At 73.9% G+C, this 22,275-nt stretch carries 16 protein-coding genes; 4 read left to right on the top strand and 12 right to left on the bottom strand.

The features are described 5' to 3' along the window. Positions 1-260: 260 nt before the first annotated feature. From OG455_RS24125 to OG455_RS24115, 3 genes are all read right to left on the bottom strand, one after another. Positions 261-1,565, bottom strand: coding sequence for a VWA domain-containing protein (locus OG455_RS24125; RefSeq protein ID WP_266296961.1), 1,305 nt, complete (start codon positions 1,563-1,565; stop codon positions 261-263). After that, the gene (locus OG455_RS24120; RefSeq protein ID WP_266296959.1) at positions 1,562-4,033 is read right to left on the bottom strand and encodes a DUF5682 family protein; all 2,472 of its coding nucleotides are present in this window, start codon (positions 4,031-4,033) and stop codon (positions 1,562-1,564) included. Before OG455_RS24120 ends, OG455_RS24125 begins: the two co-directional genes overlap by 4 nt. A 91-nt stretch (positions 4,034-4,124) precedes the next feature. Continuing rightward, positions 4,125-5,291 (bottom strand): AAA family ATPase, encoded by a 1,167-nt coding sequence (locus OG455_RS24115; protein WP_266296957.1) that lies wholly within the window; start codon positions 5,289-5,291, stop codon positions 4,125-4,127. A gap of 200 nt (positions 5,292-5,491) precedes the next feature. On the opposite strand from OG455_RS24115, the gene OG455_RS24110 reads away from it, so the two are divergent. Genes OG455_RS24110 through OG455_RS24100 form a run of 3 tightly spaced genes read left to right on the top strand, consistent with a single transcriptional unit; the run spans position 5,492 to position 8,761 of the window. Next, the gene (locus tag OG455_RS24110) at positions 5,492-6,052 is read left to right on the top strand and encodes a Uma2 family endonuclease (RefSeq protein WP_266296955.1); all 561 of its coding nucleotides are present in this window, start codon (positions 5,492-5,494) and stop codon (positions 6,050-6,052) included. A 40-nt stretch (positions 6,053-6,092) separates the two neighbouring features. After that, positions 6,093-7,115 (top strand): SWIM zinc finger family protein, encoded by a 1,023-nt coding sequence (locus OG455_RS24105; RefSeq protein WP_266296953.1) that lies wholly within the window; start codon positions 6,093-6,095, stop codon positions 7,113-7,115. Next, positions 7,112-8,761 (top strand): DUF5691 domain-containing protein, encoded by a 1,650-nt coding sequence (locus OG455_RS24100; RefSeq protein ID WP_266296951.1) that lies wholly within the window; start codon positions 7,112-7,114, stop codon positions 8,759-8,761. Before OG455_RS24105 ends, OG455_RS24100 begins: the two co-directional genes overlap by 4 nt. Positions 8,762-8,771: 10 nt before the next feature. On the opposite strand, the gene OG455_RS24095 is transcribed toward OG455_RS24100, so the two are convergent. The 9 genes from OG455_RS24095 to OG455_RS24055 all read right to left on the bottom strand — a co-directional run bounded on the left by OG455_RS24095 (position 8,772) and on the right by OG455_RS24055 (position 21,235). Further along, on the bottom strand, positions 8,772-9,179 hold the full coding sequence (locus OG455_RS24095; RefSeq protein WP_266296949.1) for a cobalamin B12-binding domain-containing protein: 408 nt from the start codon (positions 9,177-9,179) through the stop codon (positions 8,772-8,774). Positions 9,180-9,289: 110 nt separating this feature from the next. Then, positions 9,290-11,914: a DNA helicase PcrA gene (gene pcrA, locus OG455_RS24090; protein WP_266296947.1), complete on the bottom strand. Its 2,625-nt coding sequence runs from the start codon at positions 11,912-11,914 to the stop codon at positions 9,290-9,292. A gap of 81 nt (positions 11,915-11,995) precedes the next feature. Next, on the bottom strand, positions 11,996-13,243 hold the full coding sequence (locus tag OG455_RS24085) for a hypothetical protein (RefSeq protein ID WP_266296945.1): 1,248 nt from the start codon (positions 13,241-13,243) through the stop codon (positions 11,996-11,998). Then, complete coding sequence (locus tag OG455_RS24080) at positions 13,240-14,568, bottom strand: acyltransferase (RefSeq protein ID WP_266296943.1); 1,329 nt, start codon at positions 14,566-14,568, stop codon at positions 13,240-13,242. The genes OG455_RS24085 and OG455_RS24080 overlap by 4 nt, the downstream gene beginning before the upstream one ends. A 77-nt stretch (positions 14,569-14,645) precedes the next feature. Next, positions 14,646-16,277, bottom strand: coding sequence for a hypothetical protein (locus OG455_RS24075; protein WP_266296941.1), 1,632 nt, complete (start codon positions 16,275-16,277; stop codon positions 14,646-14,648). Positions 16,278-16,306: 29 nt separating this feature from the next. Then, positions 16,307-17,653, bottom strand: coding sequence for a glycosyltransferase family 87 protein (locus tag OG455_RS24070; RefSeq protein ID WP_266296939.1), 1,347 nt, complete (start codon positions 17,651-17,653; stop codon positions 16,307-16,309). A 36-nt stretch (positions 17,654-17,689) separates the two neighbouring features. Beyond that, the gene (locus OG455_RS24065; RefSeq protein WP_266300932.1) at positions 17,690-18,901 is read right to left on the bottom strand and encodes an acyltransferase; all 1,212 of its coding nucleotides are present in this window, start codon (positions 18,899-18,901) and stop codon (positions 17,690-17,692) included. Between the two features lie 170 nt (positions 18,902-19,071). Next, entirely contained in the window at positions 19,072-19,773 is a 702-nt protein-coding gene (locus OG455_RS24060) for a response regulator transcription factor (protein ID WP_323185562.1), read from the bottom strand. Beyond that, entirely contained in the window at positions 19,766-21,235 is a 1,470-nt protein-coding gene (locus OG455_RS24055) for an ATP-binding protein (protein WP_266296937.1), read from the bottom strand. Before OG455_RS24055 ends, OG455_RS24060 begins: the two co-directional genes overlap by 8 nt. 228 nt (positions 21,236-21,463) lie before the next feature. Between OG455_RS24055 and OG455_RS24050 the strand changes: the two genes are divergently transcribed. Further along, positions 21,464-22,210, top strand: coding sequence for an SGNH/GDSL hydrolase family protein (locus tag OG455_RS24050; protein ID WP_266296935.1), 747 nt, complete (start codon positions 21,464-21,466; stop codon positions 22,208-22,210). Positions 22,211-22,275: the final 65 nt, after the last annotated feature.

Raw genomic sequence — 22,275 nt, 5'->3', positions numbered from 1 at the left:
GTCCTTGTTCGTGGTCGCGGATTGTGTCTCTACGAGCGTGCCACGGCAGGATCTTCGCTGCGGGTCGTCGGGGCCGTGCGGGTACGCAGAGTTGTGGCCTTGCGGCCCACACAGCCACGGGCGCACACGTCAATCAACACGCGCGTCACGTCCGTCTGGCAGGGTATCCCCGCAGGGCGGGCCCCATTCGCCGGTCGGCCGCCCGGACCGGGTGAGAACCGTCACAACCGGTGCGTCACGCCCTGCCGCGCGCCCGCTGTTCACCCCGTGGTCCAGCCGCCTTCCGGCAGCGGCAGCGGGCGGTTCGCCAGGGCAGCCGCCATCACCTCGGGGAAGGCGTCCGGGGTGCAGGCGAAGGCCGGGCAGCCGAGCGCGGCCAGCGCCGCGGCGTGCGCGTGGTCGTGGTCGGGAGCGCCGTCGTCGCTGAGCGCGAGCAGCGCGACGAAGCGCACCCCGGCCGCCGTCAGCGCGGCCACCCGGCGCAGCATCCCGCCCCGGATCCCGCCCTCGTGGAGATCACTGATCAGGACGACCACGGTGTCGGCCGGACGGGTGATCCGCGACTGGCAGTAGGCCAGCGCGCGATCGATGTCGGTGCCGCCGCCCAGCCGGGCGGCGAACAGCACGTCCACCGGGTCGGCCAGTTGCCCCGTCAGGTCGACGACGGAGGTGTCGAAGAGCACCAGTCGGGTGGCCAGGGTGCGGATCGAGGCGAGCGCCGCGCCGAGGACGGCCGCGTGCACCACCGAGGACGCCATCGAGCCGGACTGGTCGACGCAGAGGACCACCTCGCGCGCCACCGCGCGGCGGGCCCGGGCGTGGCCGACCAGGCGCTCGGGGACCACCGTGCCGCGCCCGGCCGGGCCGGTGCCGGGCAGGTAGTTCCTCAGGTTGGCCCGCACCGTGCGGTCCCAGTCGATGTCGCGGTGGCGCGGCCGGCCGGCCCGGGCGCCGCGGTCCAGCGCCCCGGTCAGGGTGGCCCTGGTCCGCGTCGCCAACCGGCGCTCCAGGTCCGCCACCACCTTGCCGACCACCAGGCGGGCCGTGGCGCGGGTGGTCTCGGGCAGCGCGTCCCCCAGCGCGAGCAGGGTGCCCACCAGGTGCACGTCCGGCTCGACGGCGGCCAGCATCTCCGGTTCGAGCAGCAGCCGGGCCAGGCCGAGCCGGGTGATCGCGTCCTGCTGCAGCAGCTGGACCACCGGGGTCGGGAAGTAGCCCCGGATGTCGCCCAGCCAGCGGGCCACCTGCGGGGCGCCGGCACCCAGGCCCGCGGCGCGGCTCCGGCCGCGGGCGGCGTCGGCGGGCGCCGGCTCGCTGCGGTAGAGGGCGGCCAGCGCGCGGTCGATGCCCGCGTCCCGGCCGGTCAGCCGGTGGCCGGCGCCTGCCGCGGACCCCGTCAGGGGGGACTCCCCCGCCTCGCCGCCCAGCACCAGGCGCCAGCGGCGCAGCCGCTCCTGGTCGGGGGCGTCTGGAGCGGCGGGGGCGGCGGGGGCGTCAAGGTCAGGGGCGACGGCGGCGGAGCCGGGCGGCGTGCGGTCGGGGCCGGTGAGGTCACTGCTCGTCATGCGGCGCTCCGGTGCGTCGACTGACGGAGGATTTGGCCGATCGTGGGCGCGAGCGGTGGCGGCGGGCCGGCCCGGCCGAGCAGCCGCAGCACGGTGGGCAGCGCGGCGTCGGCGCGCTCCTGGTCCAGCTCCTCGGCGGCGTCGGCGGCGTCGGCGGGCCGACCCATCAGCACCGGCCGACCGGCCGCCACCTTGGCGCCCACGCCGCGGCGCACCCCCGCCTCCAGCGCCGCGAAGGTGCGCCGCAGCAGCGGCAGCAGGTCGATGAAGGTCTGCTCCGGCACCTCGGTCAGCCAGCTGTCGAGCAGCGCGAGCAGTCGCGGGTCGTGCAGCAGCAGGGCGCCGCCGCCCGCGAGGAAGCCCTCGATCCAGCCGGCCGCGTCGGCGGGCGCGGCCGCCCTGGAGAGCACCAGGCCCAGTCGGCGCCCGGCCTCGGCCGCCTCGATCCAGCCCTCGTCCAGCAGCAGCCGCACCGCCCGGCCGCGCAGCAGTCCGGGCACCCCGGTGGCCGCGCCGCCGGTCGGCCCGCGCCTGGCCAGCTCGTGCAGGGCGGCGGCCCAGCGGTCGGCGAGGCCGGCCCCGGGCGGGCCGCCCGGCTCCCGCTCCGCTCGACGGAGCAGGCCGATCGCGCCGTGCACCGCCTCCAGTCGGGACCGCATCGCGGTGGCGCGCTCGGCGTCCAGCCCGGCGCAGGCGGTCGGCAGGGCGACGCAGAGCCGGCCGGCCAGGCCGTGCGCGACCTCCGCCAGCGCGCCGCTGTCGGTGCCGCGGACATCCCCGTAACGCAGCGCGCGGACCAGGGCGGGCAGCGCGTCGGCGAGCTCGGCGGCGTCGGTGTGCAGCGTGGCCCGGTCGGCCAGCGCGCGCAGCACCGCGGGCAGCGCGCCCGGCAGCCGGGCGACCAGGCAGGTTTCGGCCAGCCCGGTGAGCTCGGCGAGTTCGCCGGCCCGGGCGGCCGAGGCCGCCGCCTTGGCCGCGGCGGCCCGCTCGACGGTGGTGCCCCACGGCGCCGCCGCCACCACCCGGACGGCGAACTCCGGGTCCCAGCGCAGCCGCCAGCGCTCCTTGAAGGTGCCGGTGGCGCCGCCGGGGGTGCCGGCCTCGGTGCCCCAGTCGATGCCGAGCAGGCGCAGCCGGTGCAGCAGCACCGAGCGGCCCGCGTCCAGCTCGCCGCGCAGGTCCAGCGTCAGCTCCTGGCCGGCGGCGCCGGTGGGCGGCGCCTCGGGGCGCAGCCGCAGGGTGCGCTGCAGCCGGGTCAGGTCGCGCTGCAGCGGCACGGCCGGGGCGGCGGCCGGCACCCGGCCCAGCGCGTCACCGATCACCAGGCGCTCGCGGACCAGCGCGAGCGCGACCTCCGAGCCCTCGCAGTACACCGAACGCACCGCGTCCAGCGCCTCGGCCAGCCCGGGGGCCGGCCGCCCGCGCACGGCGGCCAGCGTCTCGGCGAGCCGGACCGCCTCGATGACGTGCGCGGCGGAGACCGGGCGGTCCGCGCCGCGCAGCAGCTCGGCGGCCCGGGTCAGGAACCGGGCCAGGCCGGTGCCGCCCTCCCCCGGGGCGGCGCCGGCCGGACGCTCGAACAGGTGCTGGTACCAGCCGGGCGACTCGATACCGGCCCCGTAGCCGGTCCGCTGGGCGAGCCGGCGGTGGGTCCAGGGCACCCAGGTGATCTCGGTCCGCGCTCTGCGCGGCAGTCCGGTGAGCAGCGCGCGGTCGGCGCCCGCCGCCGTGCGGGCGGCGAGCGCCGGTACGTGCCAGGCACCGCAGACCACGGCGATCCGGCGGTGGCCGGCCCGCCGGGCGGCGCGGATCTGCTGGCGCATGTACGCCTCGCGCAGCTCCTCGCGCCGCCCGGCGGCGGGCGCCGGGGAGGCCGTGGCCTCCCCGGCGCCCGCCGGTCCCACCGGTGCCGCGCTCGGCGAGCCCGGGGTGCCCACCGGATCGTCGCGCAGCACGGCCATCGCCTCGGCCACGGCCGCGAACGGCGCGAGCGGGTCGTCACCGGGCAGCCGGTGCTCGACCACGTCCTCCCACCAGGCCTCCGGGTCCGCCTGACCGGCGGCCGCGGCGAGCCGGGCGATCGGGTCGAGCGCCGGGCCCTCCTCCTGACCGCCCTCCTGACCGCCGGCCTCCGCCGCCGCCGACAGCGCGAAGGCCGTGCCGGCCGGCAGGTCGATGAACCGCACCGGCACGCCGGCCGCCAGCCCGTGCCGGATCGCCACCCACTCGGGTGAGAACGCGGCGAACGGCCAGAAGGCCGCCCGGGCCGGGTCGTCCACCACGTGCGCGAGCAGGGCGACGGGCGGCACCATCTCCTGGTCCGCCGCCAGGCCGATGATCGGGTCCGCCTCCGGCGGGCCCTCGATCAGCACCGCGTCCGGTCGCAGCTGGGCCAGTGCGGCCCCCACCGCGCGCGCCGAGCCCGGTCCGTGGTGTCGTACGCCCAACAGGGCCACCTCACCAGTCATGTCCTCCCCCTTGTCCTTCCTGGTGTCACTTGCCGGTCCCGCGGATTGCTCAGTTCCTTCAACTCCTTTTCACCACAAGCTGTTCAGCTGCTCAGGAGAGCTCCCGGGCAGCCCGGTAGAAGTCCTTCCACCCGTCCCGCCCGCGCAGCACGCCCTCCACGTACTCGCACCACACCGCCTGGTCGGCCACGGGATCGCGGACCACCGCCCCGAGCACCCCGCCCGCCAGGTCCCCCGCGCGCAGCACACCGTCGCCGAAGTGCGCGGCGAGCGCGAGACCATGGGTGAGGACCGAGATCGCCTCGGCGGTGGAGAGCGTGCCGGTCGGGCTCTTGACCTTGGTCCGACCGTCAGCGGTGACGCCGTCGCGCAGCTCGCGGAAGATCGTGACCACTCGTCGGATCTCCTGCGTGCCGCTCGGCGGCTCGGGCAGTTCCAGCGCGCGGCCCAGTTGGGCGACCCGACGCGCGACGATCTCGACCTCCTCGTCGAGGGTCGCCGGCAGCGGCAGGACGACCGTGTTGAAACGGCGGCGCAGCGCACTGGAGAGTTCGTTGACCCCGCGGTCGCGATCGTTGGCGGTGGCGATCAGGTTGAACCCGCGGACAGCTTGATTTTCCCAGCCCAACTCCGGTACCGGCAACGTCTTTTCCGAGAGCACGGTGATCAGGGCGTCCTGCACGTCGGCCGGGATCCGGGTCAGCTCCTCGACCCGGACGATCTTGCCGTCGGCCATCGCCCGCAGCACCGGCGAGGGCACCAGGGCCGCCAGGCTCGGCCCGTTGGCGAGCAGTTCGGCGTAGTTCCAGCCGTACCGCACGGCCTCCTCCGCCGTGCCCGCGGTGCCCTGCACCAGCAGCGTGGAGTCGCCGCTGACCGCCGCCGCCAGGTGCTCCGACACCCAGGTCTTGGCCGTACCCGGCACCCCGAGCAGCAGCAGCGCCCGGTCGGTGGCCAGCGTGCTGACCGCCACCTCGACGATCCGCCGCGGCCCCACGTACTTGGGCGTGACCACCGTGCCGTCCGGCAGTTCGCCGCCGAGCAGGTAGGTCGCAACCGCCCACGGCGACAGCCGCCACCGGGCCGGCCGCGGCCGGTCGTCGCACCGGGCCAGCGCCGCCAGCTCCTCGGCGAAGGCGTCCTCGGCGTGCGCCCGCAGCACCTCGGCGGCGGGCGCGGCGGGCGCGGTGGGCACGACGGGTGCAGTGGGTGCGGTGGACGCAGTGGGTGCGGTGGACGCAGTGGGTGCGGTGGTCATCGGGGGCTCCCTGCTGATCGGCCGTCGGTGGGCACAGCGATGCCCGGGAGGCTGGGGTGATCGGGAAGAACCGGCACGGTCGGCAGGCCCGGAAGCTCTGCCCGTCCGGCCCGCACAGACCACTCTGCACCCCGCCACTGACAACTCGGCGGCGACCGGACGGCCACGGTGGCTAGCATGGGAAGGAGGAGGTGCTGACGATGACCGCGACCGTGCCCGAGACCGCACACGACCTGGTGCGCCTGCTCGAACAGCTCCCTGAGCTCGACGCCTACCGGATCGAGCTCATCGACGGAAAGATCGTGATGCTCCCGTCCGCCGCGCCGTTCCACAACTTCATCCAGACCGCCATCACGTCACAGTTCTTCCAGCAGGGCTGGTGGTCGATGGTCGAGCAGGCCCTGGTCTCCCCGGAGCGAGCCTTCGAACCCAAGCCCGACGTCGTGGTCACCAGTCACGATGAGGCCGCCGACAACGCCAACCCCTTCCCCGCCCACCGGGTGGCCATAACGGTCGAGATCGTCTCCACCGACCGGGACAGCGACTACGCGAAGAAGCGCGCCTGGTACGCCCTGAGCGGCATCCCGCTCTACCTCATCGTTGACCCGAACGAGGGAATCTGGGAGCTGCACTCCGACCCCCGCGACGGTGGCTACCGGGTGGTCGCGCACGGCAGGTTCGGCGAGGACGTCGAGCTCCCCGAGCCCTTCTCCTTCGCGGTCGGCACCGAGACGTTCAAGGTCTACCCGCCCAGGAGGTGACTCCTGAGGGTCTGTCAGTGCGCCGCTCTACGTTCGGGGCATGGCCGAACGCTGGAGCACCGAGCACGCCCCCTCCCTCGCGCCGCACGCCGCCCCGACCGCGGCGGCGGGCGGCCCGGCCGATCCGGCGGCCGCGCGCCGGCGGGCCGAGCGGCGGGCGGCGCGGGTCGCGCAGGGGGCCACGGAGCTGCGGCTGCGGCTGGCCGACCGGGTGCGCGCCGGGCTGGCCGAGCAGGCCGGCGCGGCGGCCGACCGGGCACAGCTGGCGGCCCGGATGGTGGACGCCCAGGCGCCAGGACTCGCCGCGCGGGTCAGGGAGTTGGCCACCCTGCCGGCCGAGGAGCAGCTTGCCGCCTGCGGCCTGCTCGACCTGCTCGCGGCCGCCTACCTGCGGGTCGGCGAGCTGCCGGCGCCGCTGGCCGCCACCGTGCGGGCCAGGGTCGGCTTCAGCATCGACAGCGCCGAGCTGCTGGCCGGCCCGACCGTGCGGGACAGTTGGCTGGTGCTCGGCTGCCGGGACAGCGCCGAGGAGCCACTGACCACCCGCCGGGTCTGGCTGCGCGGCGCCGGGAGCGGGCGCGACGCCCTGCTGCTCGCCTACGGCCGCCCCGGCCGGGCGATCGAGCTCGCGCTGCCCCTGGGCCACCGGCTGGAGGCCGAGTTGGCCTTCCACCCCGGCGTCCGCCCGCTGCGCGCCGCGCTCGCCCCCCACCACGGCCCGCCGGCCCCGGCCCCGGCCCCGGCGGCCGGGCTGAGCGTCGCGGCGGCGGCGGCCGCCTACGGCGAGGCGGTCGCCGACGACCCGTGGACGGAGTCCTGGCCCGTCCTACTGGCCGCGGTGGCCCTGGTGCGCGGGCCCGGTGGCTGGCTGCTGACGGACGATCAGGGCGCGCTGCCGGTGCACGGTGCCGCCGGCGGCGCGCTCTGGCGGCTGGCCGCCGTCGCCCGGGGCCGACCGGTGGCGGTCTTCGGCGAGTGCGGGCACCGCGGGTTCGCCCCGGTCGCGGTCTGGGACGAAACCGGCCGGGCCATCACGCTGACCGGTACAGGAGCGGCCCGATGAACGACTACTGGTCCGAGCTGACCACCACCGCCCTGCTCGGCACCGACCGGCGCGCGCTGCCCCCGCCGAGCGGCTCACCCGCCGCGGTGGCGGCGGCCACCGCCGTCGACCGCGCCGATCCGGCGGTGGCGCTGCTGGAGCTGGCCGCGCTGGCCACCGCCACGCACCGGGCCGGGCTGCTGCCGCTGCCCGCCGTACCGCCCGAGGAACCGCCGCCGGCCGATCACCGCCCCGAGCTGCCCGCGGCCGCCGCGCGGCGACTCACCGTGCTGCTGGCCGGACGCGGCGGCGGCGCGGCGGCGAACCTCACCGAGCTGCTCCCGCAGTGGCTGGCGGCCGCCCACCGGCACGGCTACCGCCCGCCCGCCGCGCAGGTCCCGGCCCTGCTGGAGGCCGCTCGGGCCCGCGGCGAGCTGCGCGGGGAGGTGGCGGCCCTGGTCGGCCCGCTCGGGCGGTGGCTGGCCGAGCGGAACCCGGAGTGGCGCTACCTGCTGCGCACGGTGAACGCCGACGCGCCGACCGATGAGGGCCTCATCTGGCAGGAGGGGCTCTTCGCCGAGCGGGTCACCCACCTGACCCGGCTGCGCCGACGTGACCCGGCCGCCGCCCTGGCACTGCTGGCCGGCAGCTGGCCGAGCGAACGGGCCGAGGACCGCCTGCTCTTCCTGGACGCCCTTCAGGAGGGGCTCGGCCCGGCCGACGAACCGTTCCTGGAGGCCGCCCTCGGCGACCGGGGCAGGAACGTCAGGGCCACCGCCGCCGAACTGCTCTCCGCCCTGCCCGGCTCGGCGCTCGGCCGGCGGATGGCCGGGCGGGCACTGGCCGCGGTCCGCCTCGGCACCACCGGCGCGCTGCTGGTGACGCCACCCGCCGCCTGCGATCCGGGGATGCGGCGGGACGGGATACCGCTCGTCTCGCCCACCGGGCGCGACGAGCGGGCCTGGTGGCTGGGCGAGGTGCTGGCCGCCACCCCACTGGCCACCTGGACCGCGGCCTTCGGGCTGACCCCCGCCCAACTGCTCGCGCTGCCGGTGCTCGATGCCGTCGACGCCGCCGGCACTGCCGACAGCACTGCCGACAGCACTGACGCCGCTGACCTCACCGGCGCCACCGAGGCGCCCGCGGCGCCCGGCCCCTGGCGGGAGGAGCTGCACGAGGCCTGGGCCCGGGCCGCCGTGCGCCAGCGCGATGCCGCGTGGGCCCGGGTCCTGCTCGGTCCGCCCCCGCGCCGGGCGGGGGCGGCCGGCCGCGCCGGGGCGCCGGCCAAGCTGCTGGCGGTGCTGCCGCCGGCCGAGCGGGCCGCCTGGACGGCCGCCTTCCTGCGGGTCAACGGCCCCGGCGAGGCCTTCCAACTGCTCGGCGCCTGCGCCACACCATGGACCCCGCCGCTCAGCACCGCCGTGGTGGCCGCCCTGGAGCGGGCGGCCTCGGCCGGGTCCTACCCGTGGAACCACAGCGGTGTCCTGGGGCTGACGGAGCGCTCGCTGGCACCCGCCACCGCCCCGGCGGTCGAGGCGCTGGCGGCCGACGCCACGCCGGACACCGCCTGGGCCGAGACCTTCGGCCGGCTGGCCGGCACCCTGCGCTTCCGCGCGGCGATGCTGGCCGAGCTCGCCCCCGAGGGCCTCGGCGAGACGGCCTGCTGACCGAGCGCGCTCAGCTCGCCGTGCGCAGGTTGGCCTCGACCCAGGCCACCACGTCCCGGGTGGAGGTACCCGGGGTGAAGATGTCGGCCACCCCCATCGCCTTCAGCTCGGTGATGTCCTCGTCCGGGATGATGCCGCCGCAGAACACCTTGATGTCCGCCGCGTCCCGCTCCTTGAGCAGCTCCATCACCCGGGCGCAGAGCGTCATGTGCGCGCCGGAGAGGATCGACAGGCCGATGCCGTCCGCGTCCTCCTGGATCGCGGTGTCCACGACCTGCTCGGGGGTCTGGTGCAGGCCGGTGTAGATCACCTCCATGCCGGCGTCGCGCAGCGCACGCGCGATCACCTTGGCGCCGCGGTCGTGGCCGTCGAGCCCCGGCTTGGCGACCACCACCCGGATCGGGCCTGACACACCCATCACTGCCTCCACGTTAACCAGCACTAACTGCCTGAGGGGAGGTTAGCGCGACAGCCGTTCGACCGGCTACAGCTTCCGGCCGCCGCGCCACCACCACCGCAGGTGCGGGGCTACAGCTTCTCCACCGGCGCGTATCGCAGCAGCAGCTGCTTGCGGCCCGCGGTGCCGAAGTCGATGGTCGCCTTCGCCCGGTCGCCCACGCCCTCGGTGCCGGCCACGGTGCCGAGGCCGAACTTGTCGTGGCTGACCCGGTCGCCCACCGCGAGCGCGACCACCTCGCGCTCGGCCACCGTCCGCGCCGACTTGCCCCAGCCGGCCTTGGGCCCCTGCGAGCTGAGCCCGCCGCCACCGCCACCGCGCGAGCCGCTGGTCGACAACCCGCGGGAGGGCGGCGCGGCGATGGCGCCGGTCCGCTTCCACTCGACCAGTTCGCCCGGGATCTCCTCCAGGAATCGGGAGGCCGGGTTGTAGGAGGGCTGCCCCCACGCGCTGCGCAGCGTGCTGCGGGTCAGGTAGAGCCGCTGCCGGGCCCGGGTGAGGCCGACGTAGGCGAGGCGGCGCTCCTCCTCCAGCTCCTTGACCTGGCCGAGCGCCCGCATGTGCGGGAAGATCCCGTCCTCCATGCCGGTCAGGAAGACCACCGGGAACTCCAGGCCCTTGGCGGTGTGCAGGGTCATCATGGTGATGACGCCGCCGCCGTCCTCCTCGTCCGGACTTCCTCCTTCTGTCCCGGACTGATTCGCATCCGGGATCTGATCCGAGTCGGCGACCAGCGCGACCCGCTCCAGGAAGTCGGCCAGCGAGCCGACCGGCGGCGTGCCCTCGCCGTCTCCGTCCGGCCGCTCGCCCGGATCCTGCTCGTACTCCAGCGCGACCGAGGCGAGCTCCTGGAGGTTCTCCACCCGGGTCTCGTCCTGCGGATCGGTGGAGGACTGCAGCTCGGCCAGGTAGCCGGTCTCCTCCAGCACGGCCTCCAGCACGGCGGCCGGGCCGGCCCCGGACTCGACGACCTGCCGCAGCCCGGCCAGCAGTTCGTTGAACTTGCGCACCGCGTTGGCCGAGCGCGCCGCCATCCCGTAGGCCTCGTCGACGCGCAGCAACGCCTGGGCGAAGGAGATCCGCTCGCGGGCGGCCAGCGCCTCGATCATCGCCTCGGCGCGGTCGCCGATGCCGCGCTTGGGCACGTTGAGGATCCGGCGCAGCGGCACGGTGTCCTCGGGGTTGGAGAGCACCCGCAGGTAGGCCAGCACGTCGCGGACCTCCTTGCGCTCGTAGAAGCGCACCCCGCCGACCACCTTGTAGGGCAGGCCGACCCGGATGAACACCTCCTCGAAGACGCGGGACTGCGCGTTGGTCCGGTAGAAGATCGCCACGTCGCCGGGGCGGGCGTCGCCCGCGTCGGTGAGCCGGTCGATCTCCTCGGCGATGAACTGCGCCTCGCCGTGCTCGTCGTCGGCGACGTAGCCGACCACCTTCTCGCCATGCTCGCCGGCCGTCCAGAGCTTCTTCTCGCGGCGGTTGGCGTTGCGCTCGATCACCGCGTTCGCCGCGCTCAGGATGGTCTGGGTGGAGCGGTAGTTCTGCTCCAGCAGGATCGTGGTGGCGCTCGGGTAGTCCTCCTCGAACTGGAGGATGTTGCGGATGGTGGCGCCGCGGAAGGCGTAGATCGACTGGTCGGCGTCACCGACCACGCAGAGCTCGGCGGCCGGCAGGTCGGCGAGGCCGGCGGCTGCCGGGTTGACCAGGTCGCCGTCCACCGTCCGCTTGGGCGCCGCGCCCGCGGCCCCGCCGGTCAGCTCGCGCACCAGCGTGTACTGGGCGTGGTTGGTGTCCTGGTACTCGTCCACCAGGATGTGGCGGAACCGCCGCCGGTAGTGCTCGGCCGCGTCCGGGAAGGCCTGCAGCAGGTTGACCGTGGTCATGATGATGTCGTCGAAGTCCAGTGCGTTGGCCTCGCGCAGCCGGGCCTGGTAGAGCGCGTAGGCCTCGGCGAGCTTGCGCTCCATCGGGTTGGCGGCCTGCGCGGCGTAGGTCTCCTCGTCGATCAGCTCGTTCTTGAGGTTGGAGACCTTGGCGGTGAAGGACTTCGGCGGGAACTGCTTGGGATCCAGGTCCAGGTCCCGGCAGACCAGGGCCATCAGGCGCTGCGAGTCCGCCGAGTCGTAGATCGAGAAGCTGGAGGTGAAGCCGAGCCGCTTGCTCTCCCGGCGCAGGATCCGCACGCAGGCGCTGTGGAAGGTGGAGACCCACATGGCCCGCGCGCGCGGGCCGACCAGCTGCTCGACGCGCTCGCGCATCTCGCCGGCCGCCTTGTTGGTGAAGGTGATGGCCAGGATCTCGCCGGGCTGCACGCCGCGGGCGCCGAGCAGGTAGGCGATCCGGTGGGTCAGCACCCGGGTCTTGCCGGAGCCGGCGCCGGCCACGATCAGCAGCGGCGAGCCGGCGTGCAGCACGGCCTCGCGCTGCGGGTCGTTCATGCCCTCCAGCAGCTGGACCGGGTCGATCACCGGCCGGTGCGCGCCGTTGCGGTAGTGGGCGTCGCGCTCGGCCTGCGCGGCGTAGTCGGTGGCGAAGAGGTCGCCCGGGATCTCGTCGTCCGGGATGCCGCCCTCGTGGCCGTAGTAGTCCTCCGGCGGAGGCTCCTCGGCGAAGGCGACGGGCGGCGCGTCGGCGGCGGGCTTGGCCTCGAAGGGCTCGAAGCCGGGCAGCGGGAGGTCGTCAAAGAGGCTACTCATGGCCCTCCGAGTCTATGACCCGGCACCGACAGTCCCGGCGGGTCCGGGAGAACCCGGCGGCCCCGATCGGGAACGACCTGGTCAGGGCGAGTAGATGTTCCCGAAGACCAGGAAGACCCCGTAGGCACCCGAGCAGAGCGCGGCCGAGCCGATCACCAACCAGCGCGAGGCCGTCGAGCGCAGCCGGGCCAGGCCCGCGGCCGGCGGCACCAGCAGGACGAAGGCCGGCAGCAGGAACCGGGCCCGGGCCGCGTCGGTGGCGCTGCTGCCCAGCGCGACGGCGAGCATCGTCGCGCTGTGGACCAGCCAGGGCAGCGGCTGCCGCTGGACGACCGTGATCAGGAAGAGCGTCACGAACGCCACCACCACGGCGGCGATCACCACCTGGTTCAGCGTGGTCCGGGAGCCGCCGCCGCGCAGGAACATCGCCTCCAGCCAGTGCCAGGTGCCGGCCCCGGCGTCGAACTGGGTGCCCCAGGCGGACTGGACGTCCGAATAGCCGCTGAGCGTGCCTCGGGCGTGGTCCACGTAGCCGATGTAGCCCAGGAACCCCAGCGGGGACAGCAGCGCGCCCAGCACCACCCGCCACCACCCGGGCCGGTCCACGGGCGCCGGCGCCCGCCGGCCACGGAACCGCCCGACCAGCTCGACCAACGCCGCGGCACCCACGGCGGCGGCCACGGCCGCGGCCGTGGGCCGCACCAGGCCCGCCAGCAGGCTCAGCGTGCCGGCCCGGAGCCAGTGGCGGCGCAGCAGCGCGAACAGTGTCCAGGCCGCCAACGCGGTGAACAGCGACTCGGAGTAGGCCATGCTCTGCACGGCCGCGTGCGGCAGCACGCCCCAGAGCACCGCGGTGAGCGTGCCGACCCGGCGCCCGTAGCGCTCGGCGACGACCGCGAAGATCCCGGCGGCGGCGACCAGCGAGGCCGTCCACGCGACGAGCAGCGACGCGCTGCCCACGGTGACCGGCAGGACCGCGTGCACGGCTCCGATCAGCATCGGGTAGAGCGGGAAGAAGGCCCTGGTCGAGTACGGCGTGCCGTTCGCGCCGGACCAGCCGAGGTCGTCCGTGTAGCCGCGCGTCGCGATGTCGGCGTACCAGCGCGCGTCCCAGAGCGAGCCGAGGCGGCCCAGGACCGCCTGCGGGTGCGGACTGAGCACCATCATCAGCAGGCCCACGGCCCGCACCACCGCGTAGCCCAGCAGCGCCGGTCCCGCGTACCGCAGGTCACGGAGCACCCGCTCCAGCAGCTCGCGGGGCCGACCGGCGGGTCCGGCGCCCGAGCGGCGGGCGCCGGCCGTCGGGGCGGCCGTGATCTGGGCGGTCACCGCAGGCCCCCTTCGGCCTGCTCCGGGCTCGCGGCGGCCGACGCGCGCTCCGCGCCGGCCTGCGCCCCGCTCTGCGCGCCCGCCTGGACCCCGCTCTGCGCGCCCGCTTGGACCCCGGTCTGTGTGCTCGCCCGCACTCCCGCCTGTGTGCCCGCCTGCGCGTCGGCCGTGCTCAGCGTGGCGAAGGCCAGGTCGAGGCGCTTCTTCATGGCGCCCGAGAGCGGCCGCTCCACCAGGCGGTGAACCAGCCAGGCCAGCAGCAGCAACCCGACCACCACCACCACGAGCGTGGGCAGCGGGGCCAGCCACCGGCGCAACAGGTGGATGCCGGTGGTGCCGATCTCCTGGTGCAGCAGGTAGAGCGGGTAGGTGAGCGCGCCGGCGACCGTGAGCCGGCGCCACCTGATCCGGTTCAGGAGGCCCAGGGCCGCCGCGAGCACCAGCAGGAAGCACAGGGTGACCAGGGTGGCCGCGACGCTCCAGGAGATGGAGTGGGCCGGCAGGTACATCTGGTACATCTGCACCGTGCCCTCCAGCCGCCACAGCGCGATCATCCAGGAGAGGCCGAGCATCCCCCAGAGCAGCAGGTTGGGGCCGAAGCGGTACATCAGGTACATGGTGATGCCGGCCGTGAAGAACGGGGCGTAGTCCGGGAGGGTCAGCGTGGTCAGCAGCGGGAGGTTCACCGAGGGCGCGATCGCGGCGGCGAAGGTCCAGCCGCCGCAGAAGGCCACCACCCGGCGGTAGGTCGGGCCGCCCGCCATGACCGCGCCGAAGACCACGTAGAAGACCAGCTCGGTCCAGAGCGTCCAGTAGCTAGGGTCGACCAGCGGTGCCCCGACCGGCGTCTGGAGCATCGTCAGATTGACGATCACGGTCCGCGGGGTGATGTCCTTGACGGTGCTGAAGTCGTAGCGGAACGTCAGTACCACCGCGCTGGTCAGCAGGACCGAGATCCAGTACGCCGGGTAGAGCCGGACCACCCGGGAGACGAAGAAGTCCTGGGACCGCTTGCCCCAGCAGGACATGCAGATCACGAAGCCGCTGATCAGGAAGAACAGCTCGACGCCGGTCCAGCCGTAGAGCGCCATCCGGTGCAGAGTCGGCAGCGCCTGGGCCGGGGTCTCGCGCCAGGTGTCGTCGTAGCCGACGGGCTTGCCGATGAAGTGGAAGGACATGACGGCCAGGGCCGCCATCAGCCGCATGCCGTCGAGCACGTGGAGCCGGGGGCGCTTGGCCCGGGATCCCGCGGGGCCGCCCTCGTCGGGCAGGCCCCTGGCGGCGGGCGCGGGTCGCAGGCGGCCTGGGAGCACGGAGAGTGGCATGGCGGCGCTTTCCGGACGGGCGCCGCCCGACCTGGCGGACGGGCGGCGCGGACGAGGGCTGGGACGCCGGGGGCTGGTCAGGGCGCCGTGACCTTGATCAGGTACTCGCCCTGCGGACTCTTCGCGACCACCTGGAAGCCCGGCCCGCGGGGCACCACGCCGTCCTCCGGCCGGATCAGCACCCAGCCGGCGTGGTACTCCCTCAGCAGTTGGAACTTCTCCCCGTTCGTCGCCTCCTTCGAGAAGAAGACCCAGGTGTCGTGGGCGCGCTGATCGAGCACCGACTGCGCGATGGCCGGGTCCGGGTAGCCGGCCGCCACGGTGTAGTAGCCGTACGCCGGCAGCATGTCCAGCGGCCGGGTCCCGGTGGTCATCACCACATCGCCGTAGCCGAGGTACTCGGTGGTCCACTGGAAGCCGGGCCACGGCTCCCAGGCCTGGACGTTGTCGGTGACGCCCCGGGGGAAGTCCGACTTGGGGAAGAGGTAGAACATCGCGCCCGCCTGGACCCAGATGCCGAAGGCCAGCGAGAGGGTCAGGAGGAGCGAGAACTCCCGCTTGAACCACTGCGACCAGGGGATCCGCGCCGCCTCCAGCGCCACCGCCAGCTGCAGCATCAGGATCAGCCCCGGGTAGGCCCGGCCCCAGCTGAAGTCACCACTGAACCATCCGTAGCCCACGGCCGGCGCCACCAGCAGGAACGTCCACACCAGCGGGTCCCGCCGGTCCCGCCGGACGCGCGCCACCAGCGCGGGTACGCCGAGCAGCAGCGCGAAGCCGAACCAGTCCAGCGGGTGGTGGAAGAGGTTCTGGTGCACGCTGTCCAGCGCGGCCGAGTCGCCGAGGTGCCACACGCTCCAGTACGGCCAGGCGAGCACGCCGGCCAGCAGGACGGCGGCGGACCCGCCCCAGAGCAGCCAGTCGCGCCGGGTGAGGTCGCGCAGCGAGCCGAGCATGATCGCGGCCAGGCCGAGGCAGACCACGATGCCGGTGAACGGGTGCGACAGCACGATCGCGAAGAGCACCACGCCGAGGGTCAGGTGCGCCGGGATCCGGAAGGCGAGCGAGCGCGGCAGCGGCCCGCGCTCGGGCACCCGGCCCAGCAGGTTCAGCACCCCCGCCCAGAGCAGGAGCATCAGCCCGGCCGCGAAGGCGCTCGGGTAGGAGAGCCCCAGGGAGAACGAGAGGAAGGACTCGTACCCGCTCCACACCTCGACCGTGGTGCCCCAGAGGAAGAAGTAGGAGAGCACCGCGAACACCGGCGCCCACGGGCGGCTGGACAGCGCCCGGACGAAGACGCCGATCCCGACCAGGATGAGCAGCACGTTGCCCACCGCGAGGAGGTGCAGCGTGCGCAGCGGCGTCCAGCCGATGGCGAGCGAGACCAGCGCGCCGATCAGCTGGTAGGGCGAGAAGTACGGACTCCCGCGCCCCGGCAGGTCGATCATCGGACTGGTCGGGTGCGCCAGGTTGGTCCGCAACCGCCAGATCGTGGAGGCGTGTTGACCGATGTCGCCCGACCAGGGTAACTGGGCCGCTATCGGCACGAGGATCAGCAGCAGCACCAGGCAGGCCACCCGGTAGGGCGTCAGGCGCACCGCCCGTCGCAGTGACGAGAGCGGCGAGCGGGCGCCGCGCCGGGCCGTCGGCTCCCGGTCGGCCTCCGGCGGCGTCCCCTGCGGGGCGTCATCGGCAAGGGTCGTGTCCACGGCGGCACCTGTCGAACCGAGTCTGTCGGTCATTGTTCGTCACCACATCGGCTGTTTGTCGGGGTCTTTCGCGGCAGACGCCCGTTCGATCCCGGCACCGTCGATCGCCACAACCTGACGCAGGAGAGGACCATCGCCACCAGCAGGAGGACGTTGCGCAGCACGAGGACGAGGGTGAAGCCGACCGACCCCTGCATCACGTTGTCGAAGAAGAGCGGATACTCCACGCTGGTCAGCGCGGTGGCACCGACCAGCAGGGCCACGACCCCGCGCTGGGTCGTGGCGCGAAAGCTCAGGCAGATCGCGCCCAGCCCGATCAGCCAGATGAAGTACTGCGGGCTGATGACCCGGCTGGTGGTGACGAAGACCAGCACCGCGGCCAGGGCCGCGTCGGCCGTGGTGGCGGCGGTCCAGATCCGGGCCCGGGCCCGCCACAGCAGCAGCCAGCAGAAGCCCAGCAGGCTCAGCGCCAGCAGTCCGTCGGAGACCTCGGGGACGTACGGGCCGAGGAACTCCATCGAACCGAAGTGGTACTCGATGGTGCCGCTGTAGCCGAGGAACCGGGAGACCAGCAGGACGGTCCCGCCGAGGGACTCGAACTCCACCCCGCGGCCACCCTGCGCGTTCAGGAAGTCGAAGGGGCCGTGGAAGAAGCCGACCGCGATCAGCGTGAGCGCGAGGGCCGAGGCCGCGAAGCCGAGCCAGATCGACCACAGGCCACGACCGCGCGGGGCGCCGAAGACCGCGAAGGCCGGCCACACCTTGACCATCGCGCCCGCCGCCGCGAACGCCCCGCCCAGCCGGCCGCTGCGTCGCACCGTGAGCAGCGCCAGCACCGCCAGGGCGGTGACGATCATGTCGTACCGCGCGTAGGGCAGGTAGAGCATCAGCGGCAGCCCGAGCACCCAGGCCCAGGCACCCGTCAGGCTGCGCCCGGCCCGCCGGCCGACCCGCAGCAGGCCCGCCAGGACAACGGCGTCGGCAGCGAAGGAGACGACGACGAAGCCCTGGACGAAGTTCACCCACGGGACCAGCCGGGGGGCGAGCATCACGAAGGCGGCGCCCGGCGGGTACTGCCAGGTCGGATCGCCGATCGGATAGCTGCCCGACGCGAGTTGGCGGCTCCACTTCTCGTAGAGCGTGTGCATCTCACCGTTGGCGTTGATCTTCATGGCGAAGAGCAGCGTGATCATGAGCAGCCTGGTGCAGGCCCAGTAGCCGAGCGGCGCCAGCAGTTCGAGGGGCCAGGTCCGTGGGGCCCACAGCCAGGTCCGTGGGGCCCACGGGGAGAAGCCGGATGACCGGTGGTCCAACTCCGCCGCCCTCTCCGCGCCCGCGGGACCTGTCCCGACCTCGACGAACGAGTCCGACACCATGCTCCGCCCACCTCCCGAGCCTTGCATTCGAGACCGCTAGGAACCGGCGCCGCGCGGGTCGGCCGCCGGCTCGCACGTCAACGCGGCGGCCTTCGACCAGATCTGCTCCGGCTCCCCCGCGTCGATCCGGCGGGCCCGCTCCAGCGCCGCGGTCAACCGCCGCTTCAGCACGCCGGCGAGCGGCCGCTCGACCAGTCGGTGGACCAGCCAGGACGCCAGCAGCATCACCCCCACGAGTGACAGCACCAGCAGGTAGGGATTCATCCGGGTGTGCAGCTCGGAGATGACCAACCAGCCGATCTCCTCGTGCAGGAGGTAGAGCGGATAGGTGAGCGCGCCGGCAGCCACGATCCAGCGACCGCGGATCCGGTCGAGCCGGCCCAGTGCGGCCGCGATCATCACCAGGAAGCTCGCCGAGACGATGCCGAAGCAGAGCGTGAAGCTGAGCCGGTGACCCGCGTCGGTCTGATAGCCGGACACGATCTGCAGCATCCGGTGCTGGGCGAGGAGCCAGTTGAGGCCGACGACGCCCCAGAGCAGCAGGTCGGGCCCGAAGCGGTGGATCAGGTACATCGCGATGCCCGCGATGAAGAGCGGCGCGTACTCCGGATCGAAGACCAGGTCGAGCACGGCCCAGCCGGACACCGCCGCCGCCACCGCACCGAGGGTCCAGACCGCGCAGAACATGACGACCCGACGGTAGGTCAGCTGCCCCAGCGCCACCAGCACGGCGAACAGGACGTAGAACCGCAGCTCGATCCAGAGGGTCCAGTAGACCGGGTCGATGTCCATCGCCCCGCCCACGCCGTTCTGCAGCATGGTCAGGTTGGTCAGCACGTCCGTGTAGTGGAACCTGTCGATGTTCCACATCCAGGTCGGCCGCGTGGTCAGGACCACCGCCGAGGTGATCAGCAGGCAGACCCAGTACGCCGGGAAGAGCCGCACCACCCGGGAGACGAAGAACTCGCCGACCGTCCTGCCCCAGGCGGACATGCAGATGACGAAGCCGCTGATCAGGAAGAACAGCTCCACGCCGGACCACCCGTAGGCGGCCCAGGAGCTGAACTCCGGCACGATCCGGCTGGAGTCACCGCCCCACATGGCCGGATGCCGCTGGTAGCCGGTGTAGTGCCAGAAGACCACCGCGAGCGCGGCGAGCAACCGCAGACCGTCGAGCACGTAGAGACGGGGCTTCGCGCCCCGCTTCTCCGCCGCACGGCCGCCTCCGGCCGCAGGGCCGAGGCGCACCGTGGACAACTCGACACCAACCTGCTGCGTCGATAGTGGCGTTGGGCGCATGCGGACTCTCGCAAGGGGTGATCGACGGCGCCCGCGCGAGACCGCAGGACCCGGTGTGCATCAGGCACATTACCGTAGGTGTCGGCCTGATTACTCCCACGCGAGCCGCTGGCGCCGCCTCAGATCAGCCGTCGCGCCGTCGCCCAGCGGGTCAACTCGTGCCGGTTGCTCAGCTGGAGCTTGCGCAGCACCGCCGAGACGTGGCTCTCCACGGTCTTCACCGAGATGAAGAGCTGCTTGGCGATCTCCTTGTAGGCGTAGCCGCGTGCGATCAGCCGCAGCACCTCGCGCTCGCGCTGGGTGAGGCGGTCGAGGTCCTCGTCCACCGGCGGGGTGTCGGTGGCGGCGAAGGCGTCCAGCACGAAGCCGGCCAGCCGCGGTGAGAAGACCGCGTCGCCGTCGGCGATCCGGAAGACGGCGTTGACCAGGTCGGCGCCGGTGATGGTCTTGGTGACGTAGCCGCGGGCACCACCGCGGATCACGCCGATCACGTCCTCGGCGGCGTCGGAGACGGAGAGCGCGAGGAACTTCACCCCGCCCGGCTCGCCCATCACGGCGGCCGAGCGGCGCAGCACCTCGACCCCGCCGCCACCGGGCAGGTGGACGTCGAGCAGCACCACGTCGGGGCGGGTCTCGGCGACCACCTTGACCGCCGACTCGACGTCGTCGGCCTCCCCCACCACGTCGATGCCGGTGGTCTCGGTGCGGCCGATCTCGGCCCGCACACCGGTGCGGAACATCCGGTGGTCGTCCACCAGCACCACCCGGGCCACCCGGACGGGCCCGTCCGCCCCGGCTCCTGTCGACACGGCCTCAGTCATCAGCAGCTCTCTCCATCTCCAGTTCGACCTCGGTGCCGCCGTCCGGCGCCGGGCGCACCCGTGCGGTGCCGCCGTGGCGCTTCATCCGGCCGATGATCGACTCGCGGACGCCCATCCGGTCCCCCGGCACGGTCTCCGGGTCGAATCCGGGGCCGTGGTCGCGTACGAACACCGACACCGTCCTCCCCTCCACCTCGGCGTAGACCTGCACCGGTCCTCCGCCACCGTACTTGGCGGCGTTGACCATCGCTTCACGCGCTGCCTGCATCTGCGCCGCGACCTTCTCGTCCATCGGGCAGTCGCCCACGCAGACCAGCTCGACCGGGACGCCGTGCCGGTCCTCGACCTCGGCGACCACCTCGCGCAGCCGCTCGGCCAAGGTGTCGGGCGCGGCCTCGGCGGCCGCCTCCGGGCGGTAGAGCCAGAGCCGCAACTCGCGCTCCTGGGCCCGGGCCAGGCGCTGCACCTCCTTGGGGTCCTCGGACCTGCGCTGGATCAGGGTCAGCGTGTGCAGGACCGAGTCGTGGATGTGGGCGGCGATCTCGGCCCGCTCCTGGGCCCTGATCCGGGCGGTCCGCTCGGCACCCAGGTCCTGCCACATCCGCAGCGCGTACGGCCCGGTCAGCACCAGCACCCCGGCCAGCACCGCGAGCGAGGCCTCGATCACCGAGGCGACGGTGGAGCCGGTGCCCTGCAGGATCAGGAAGCCGATGATGCCCACCGTCACCAGCAGCACGCCCGCGCCGACCCGGGCGAACGCGCCGCGCCGCTTGCCGCCGCCCTCCAGCCCGAACCAGCGCTGCCAGCGGGAGTCGTCGGCCTGCCGCCAGACCAGCGCGACGCCGACGCCGATCGCCAGCAGCGGCCAGGTGTAGGGCTGCGAGGACTGGATGTTGAGCACGTTGAGCAGGGCCATCACGCCGACGACCAGCATCAGCAGCGCGGCGAGCTGACCGAGGTTCTGCCGGCTGGTCGCGCCGCTCTGGCCCCTCTCGGCGGAGGCCTGCTCGGGGACCACCGGCTCGCCCTGGAAGGTGCCCTGCAGCAGGTCGCGCAGCCGGCCGAGCCGGCCCGGCTGCCCCTTGCGCAGCGGCTGCGGCCTGGCCCCGACCGTGTCGGCGGGAACGAACTGCCCGTTCAGCCAGACATAGGTGGGGCCCAGGCCGCCGCGGGCCGGCTCGCCGATGCCGATCGGCACCACGAACCAGAAGGCCGCGTACAGCAGCACGCCGATGCCGTTGGCGAAGAAGAGCAGGACGAAGGCGGCCCGCACCCAGGTGACCGGCAGGCCCAGGTGCACGGCGAGCCCGTGCGCCACCCCGCCCAGCATCCGCGAGTGCGGGCTGCGGTAGAGCTTGCGGTAGGGCGGCGCGGCCGGACCCGGGGTCGGCTCGGCTCCCCCGGACGGCGGGCCGTCGGGGGTGGTCGTGCTCGGTTCGGGTTCGGTACCGGGGGCTGCCACGCCACCGATGGTCACACGCGCGCGGTTGCCGGCGCATCAGGGTCCGTCCCCTAGGTGGCGAAGATCGTCAGGCGACGGAGCCCGTCCGGTGACGAGGACCGTCCAGGCGGCGAAGACCGTCGGCTGCCGTCCGGAGGAGAGCTGGGCGTGTCGTGGCCAGGCTGATTGATCTTATGAACTTCCTATCTCACGGTAGCTGACACCACGTCACCTACCGGGAGGTACCTCTTGAAACGGATCATCTCCACGCTCGTGGCCGCGGCGCTCTGCGCGGGCGCCGTGCTGGCCGCCGGCCCGACCTCCAGTGCCGCCTCCACCCGCGCCGGCCGGCCGGCGCTGCGGATCATGCCGCTCGGCGACTCGATCACCGTGGGGGTGGGCAGCCTGCACGACACCGGCTACCGGCTGCCGCTCTGGCGACTGGTGAGCCTGCGCCCCGACGTCGCCGCCGAATTCGTCGGCTCGCAGCGCGACGGCGCCTTCGCGCAGCCGTGGCACGAGGGCCACAGCGGCTGGATGATCAACGACCTGCGGGGCCGGGTGGACGGCTGGCTCCAGGCCTCCCGGCCGGACGTGGTGCTGCTCCACATCGGCATCAACGACCTGGACCGAGGGGCGGACAAGGCGCACGCGGTGGACCGCCTCCAGCTGCTGCTGGACCGGATCTTCACCGACCGGCCCGGCGTAGCCGTGGTACTGCTCGGCCTGATCCCGACCACCGGCGGCCTCCAGCCGCTGGTGGCCGGCTTCAACGAGCGGGCCCAACTGCTCCAAGGGGTCGAGCGGCGACTCGGCCGGCGGCTGACCTACATCGGGCCGCCCGCCCTGACCAGCGACGAGTTCGCCGACCGGCTGCACCCCGACGACCTGGGCTACACCCGGATCGCGCAGGCCTTCTACACCGGCCTGCTCGGCAGCATCGAGCAGGCCGCCGCCACGGACCGTCCAGGGGACCGCCCGGCCGGCCGCCCCTGACCGGGCTCTCAGGGAGAGATCAGGGTCCGGGCAGGGACCGACCCGCTCCCGCCCGGCCCCTGGAA

The sequence above is a fragment of the Kitasatospora sp. NBC_01287 genome (assembly GCF_026340565.1).
In the GTDB taxonomy this organism is placed as follows: domain Bacteria; phylum Actinomycetota; class Actinomycetes; order Streptomycetales; family Streptomycetaceae; genus Kitasatospora.
This window is presented reverse-complemented; position numbering and strand designations above follow the sequence as displayed.

Excerpts from the sequence above, each read along its gene's own strand:
- OG455_RS24070 (WP_266296939.1), bottom strand. The coding sequence starts at position 17,653 with ATGGTGTCGGACTCGTTCGTCGAGGTCGGGACAGGTCCCGCGGGCGCG.
- OG455_RS24060 (WP_323185562.1), bottom strand. The coding sequence starts at position 19,773 with ATGACTGAGGCCGTGTCGACAGGAGCCGGGGCGGACGGGCCCGTCCGG.
- OG455_RS24125 (WP_266296961.1), bottom strand. The coding sequence starts at position 1,565 with ATGACGAGCAGTGACCTCACCGGCCCCGACCGCACGCCGCCCGGCTCC.
- pcrA (WP_266296947.1), bottom strand. The coding sequence starts at position 11,914 with ATGAGTAGCCTCTTTGACGACCTCCCGCTGCCCGGCTTCGAGCCCTTC.
- OG455_RS24100 (WP_266296951.1), top strand. The coding sequence starts at position 7,112 with ATGAACGACTACTGGTCCGAGCTGACCACCACCGCCCTGCTCGGCACC.
- OG455_RS24080 (WP_266296943.1), bottom strand. The coding sequence starts at position 14,568 with ATGCCACTCTCCGTGCTCCCAGGCCGCCTGCGACCCGCGCCCGCCGCC.
- OG455_RS24110 (WP_266296955.1), top strand. The coding sequence starts at position 5,492 with ATGACCGCGACCGTGCCCGAGACCGCACACGACCTGGTGCGCCTGCTC.
- OG455_RS24115 (WP_266296957.1), bottom strand. The coding sequence starts at position 5,291 with ATGACCACCGCACCCACTGCGTCCACCGCACCCACTGCGTCCACCGCA.
- OG455_RS24105 (WP_266296953.1), top strand. The coding sequence starts at position 6,093 with ATGGCCGAACGCTGGAGCACCGAGCACGCCCCCTCCCTCGCGCCGCAC.
- OG455_RS24120 (WP_266296959.1), bottom strand. The coding sequence starts at position 4,033 with ATGACTGGTGAGGTGGCCCTGTTGGGCGTACGACACCACGGACCGGGC.
- OG455_RS24095 (WP_266296949.1), bottom strand. The coding sequence starts at position 9,179 with ATGGGTGTGTCAGGCCCGATCCGGGTGGTGGTCGCCAAGCCGGGGCTC.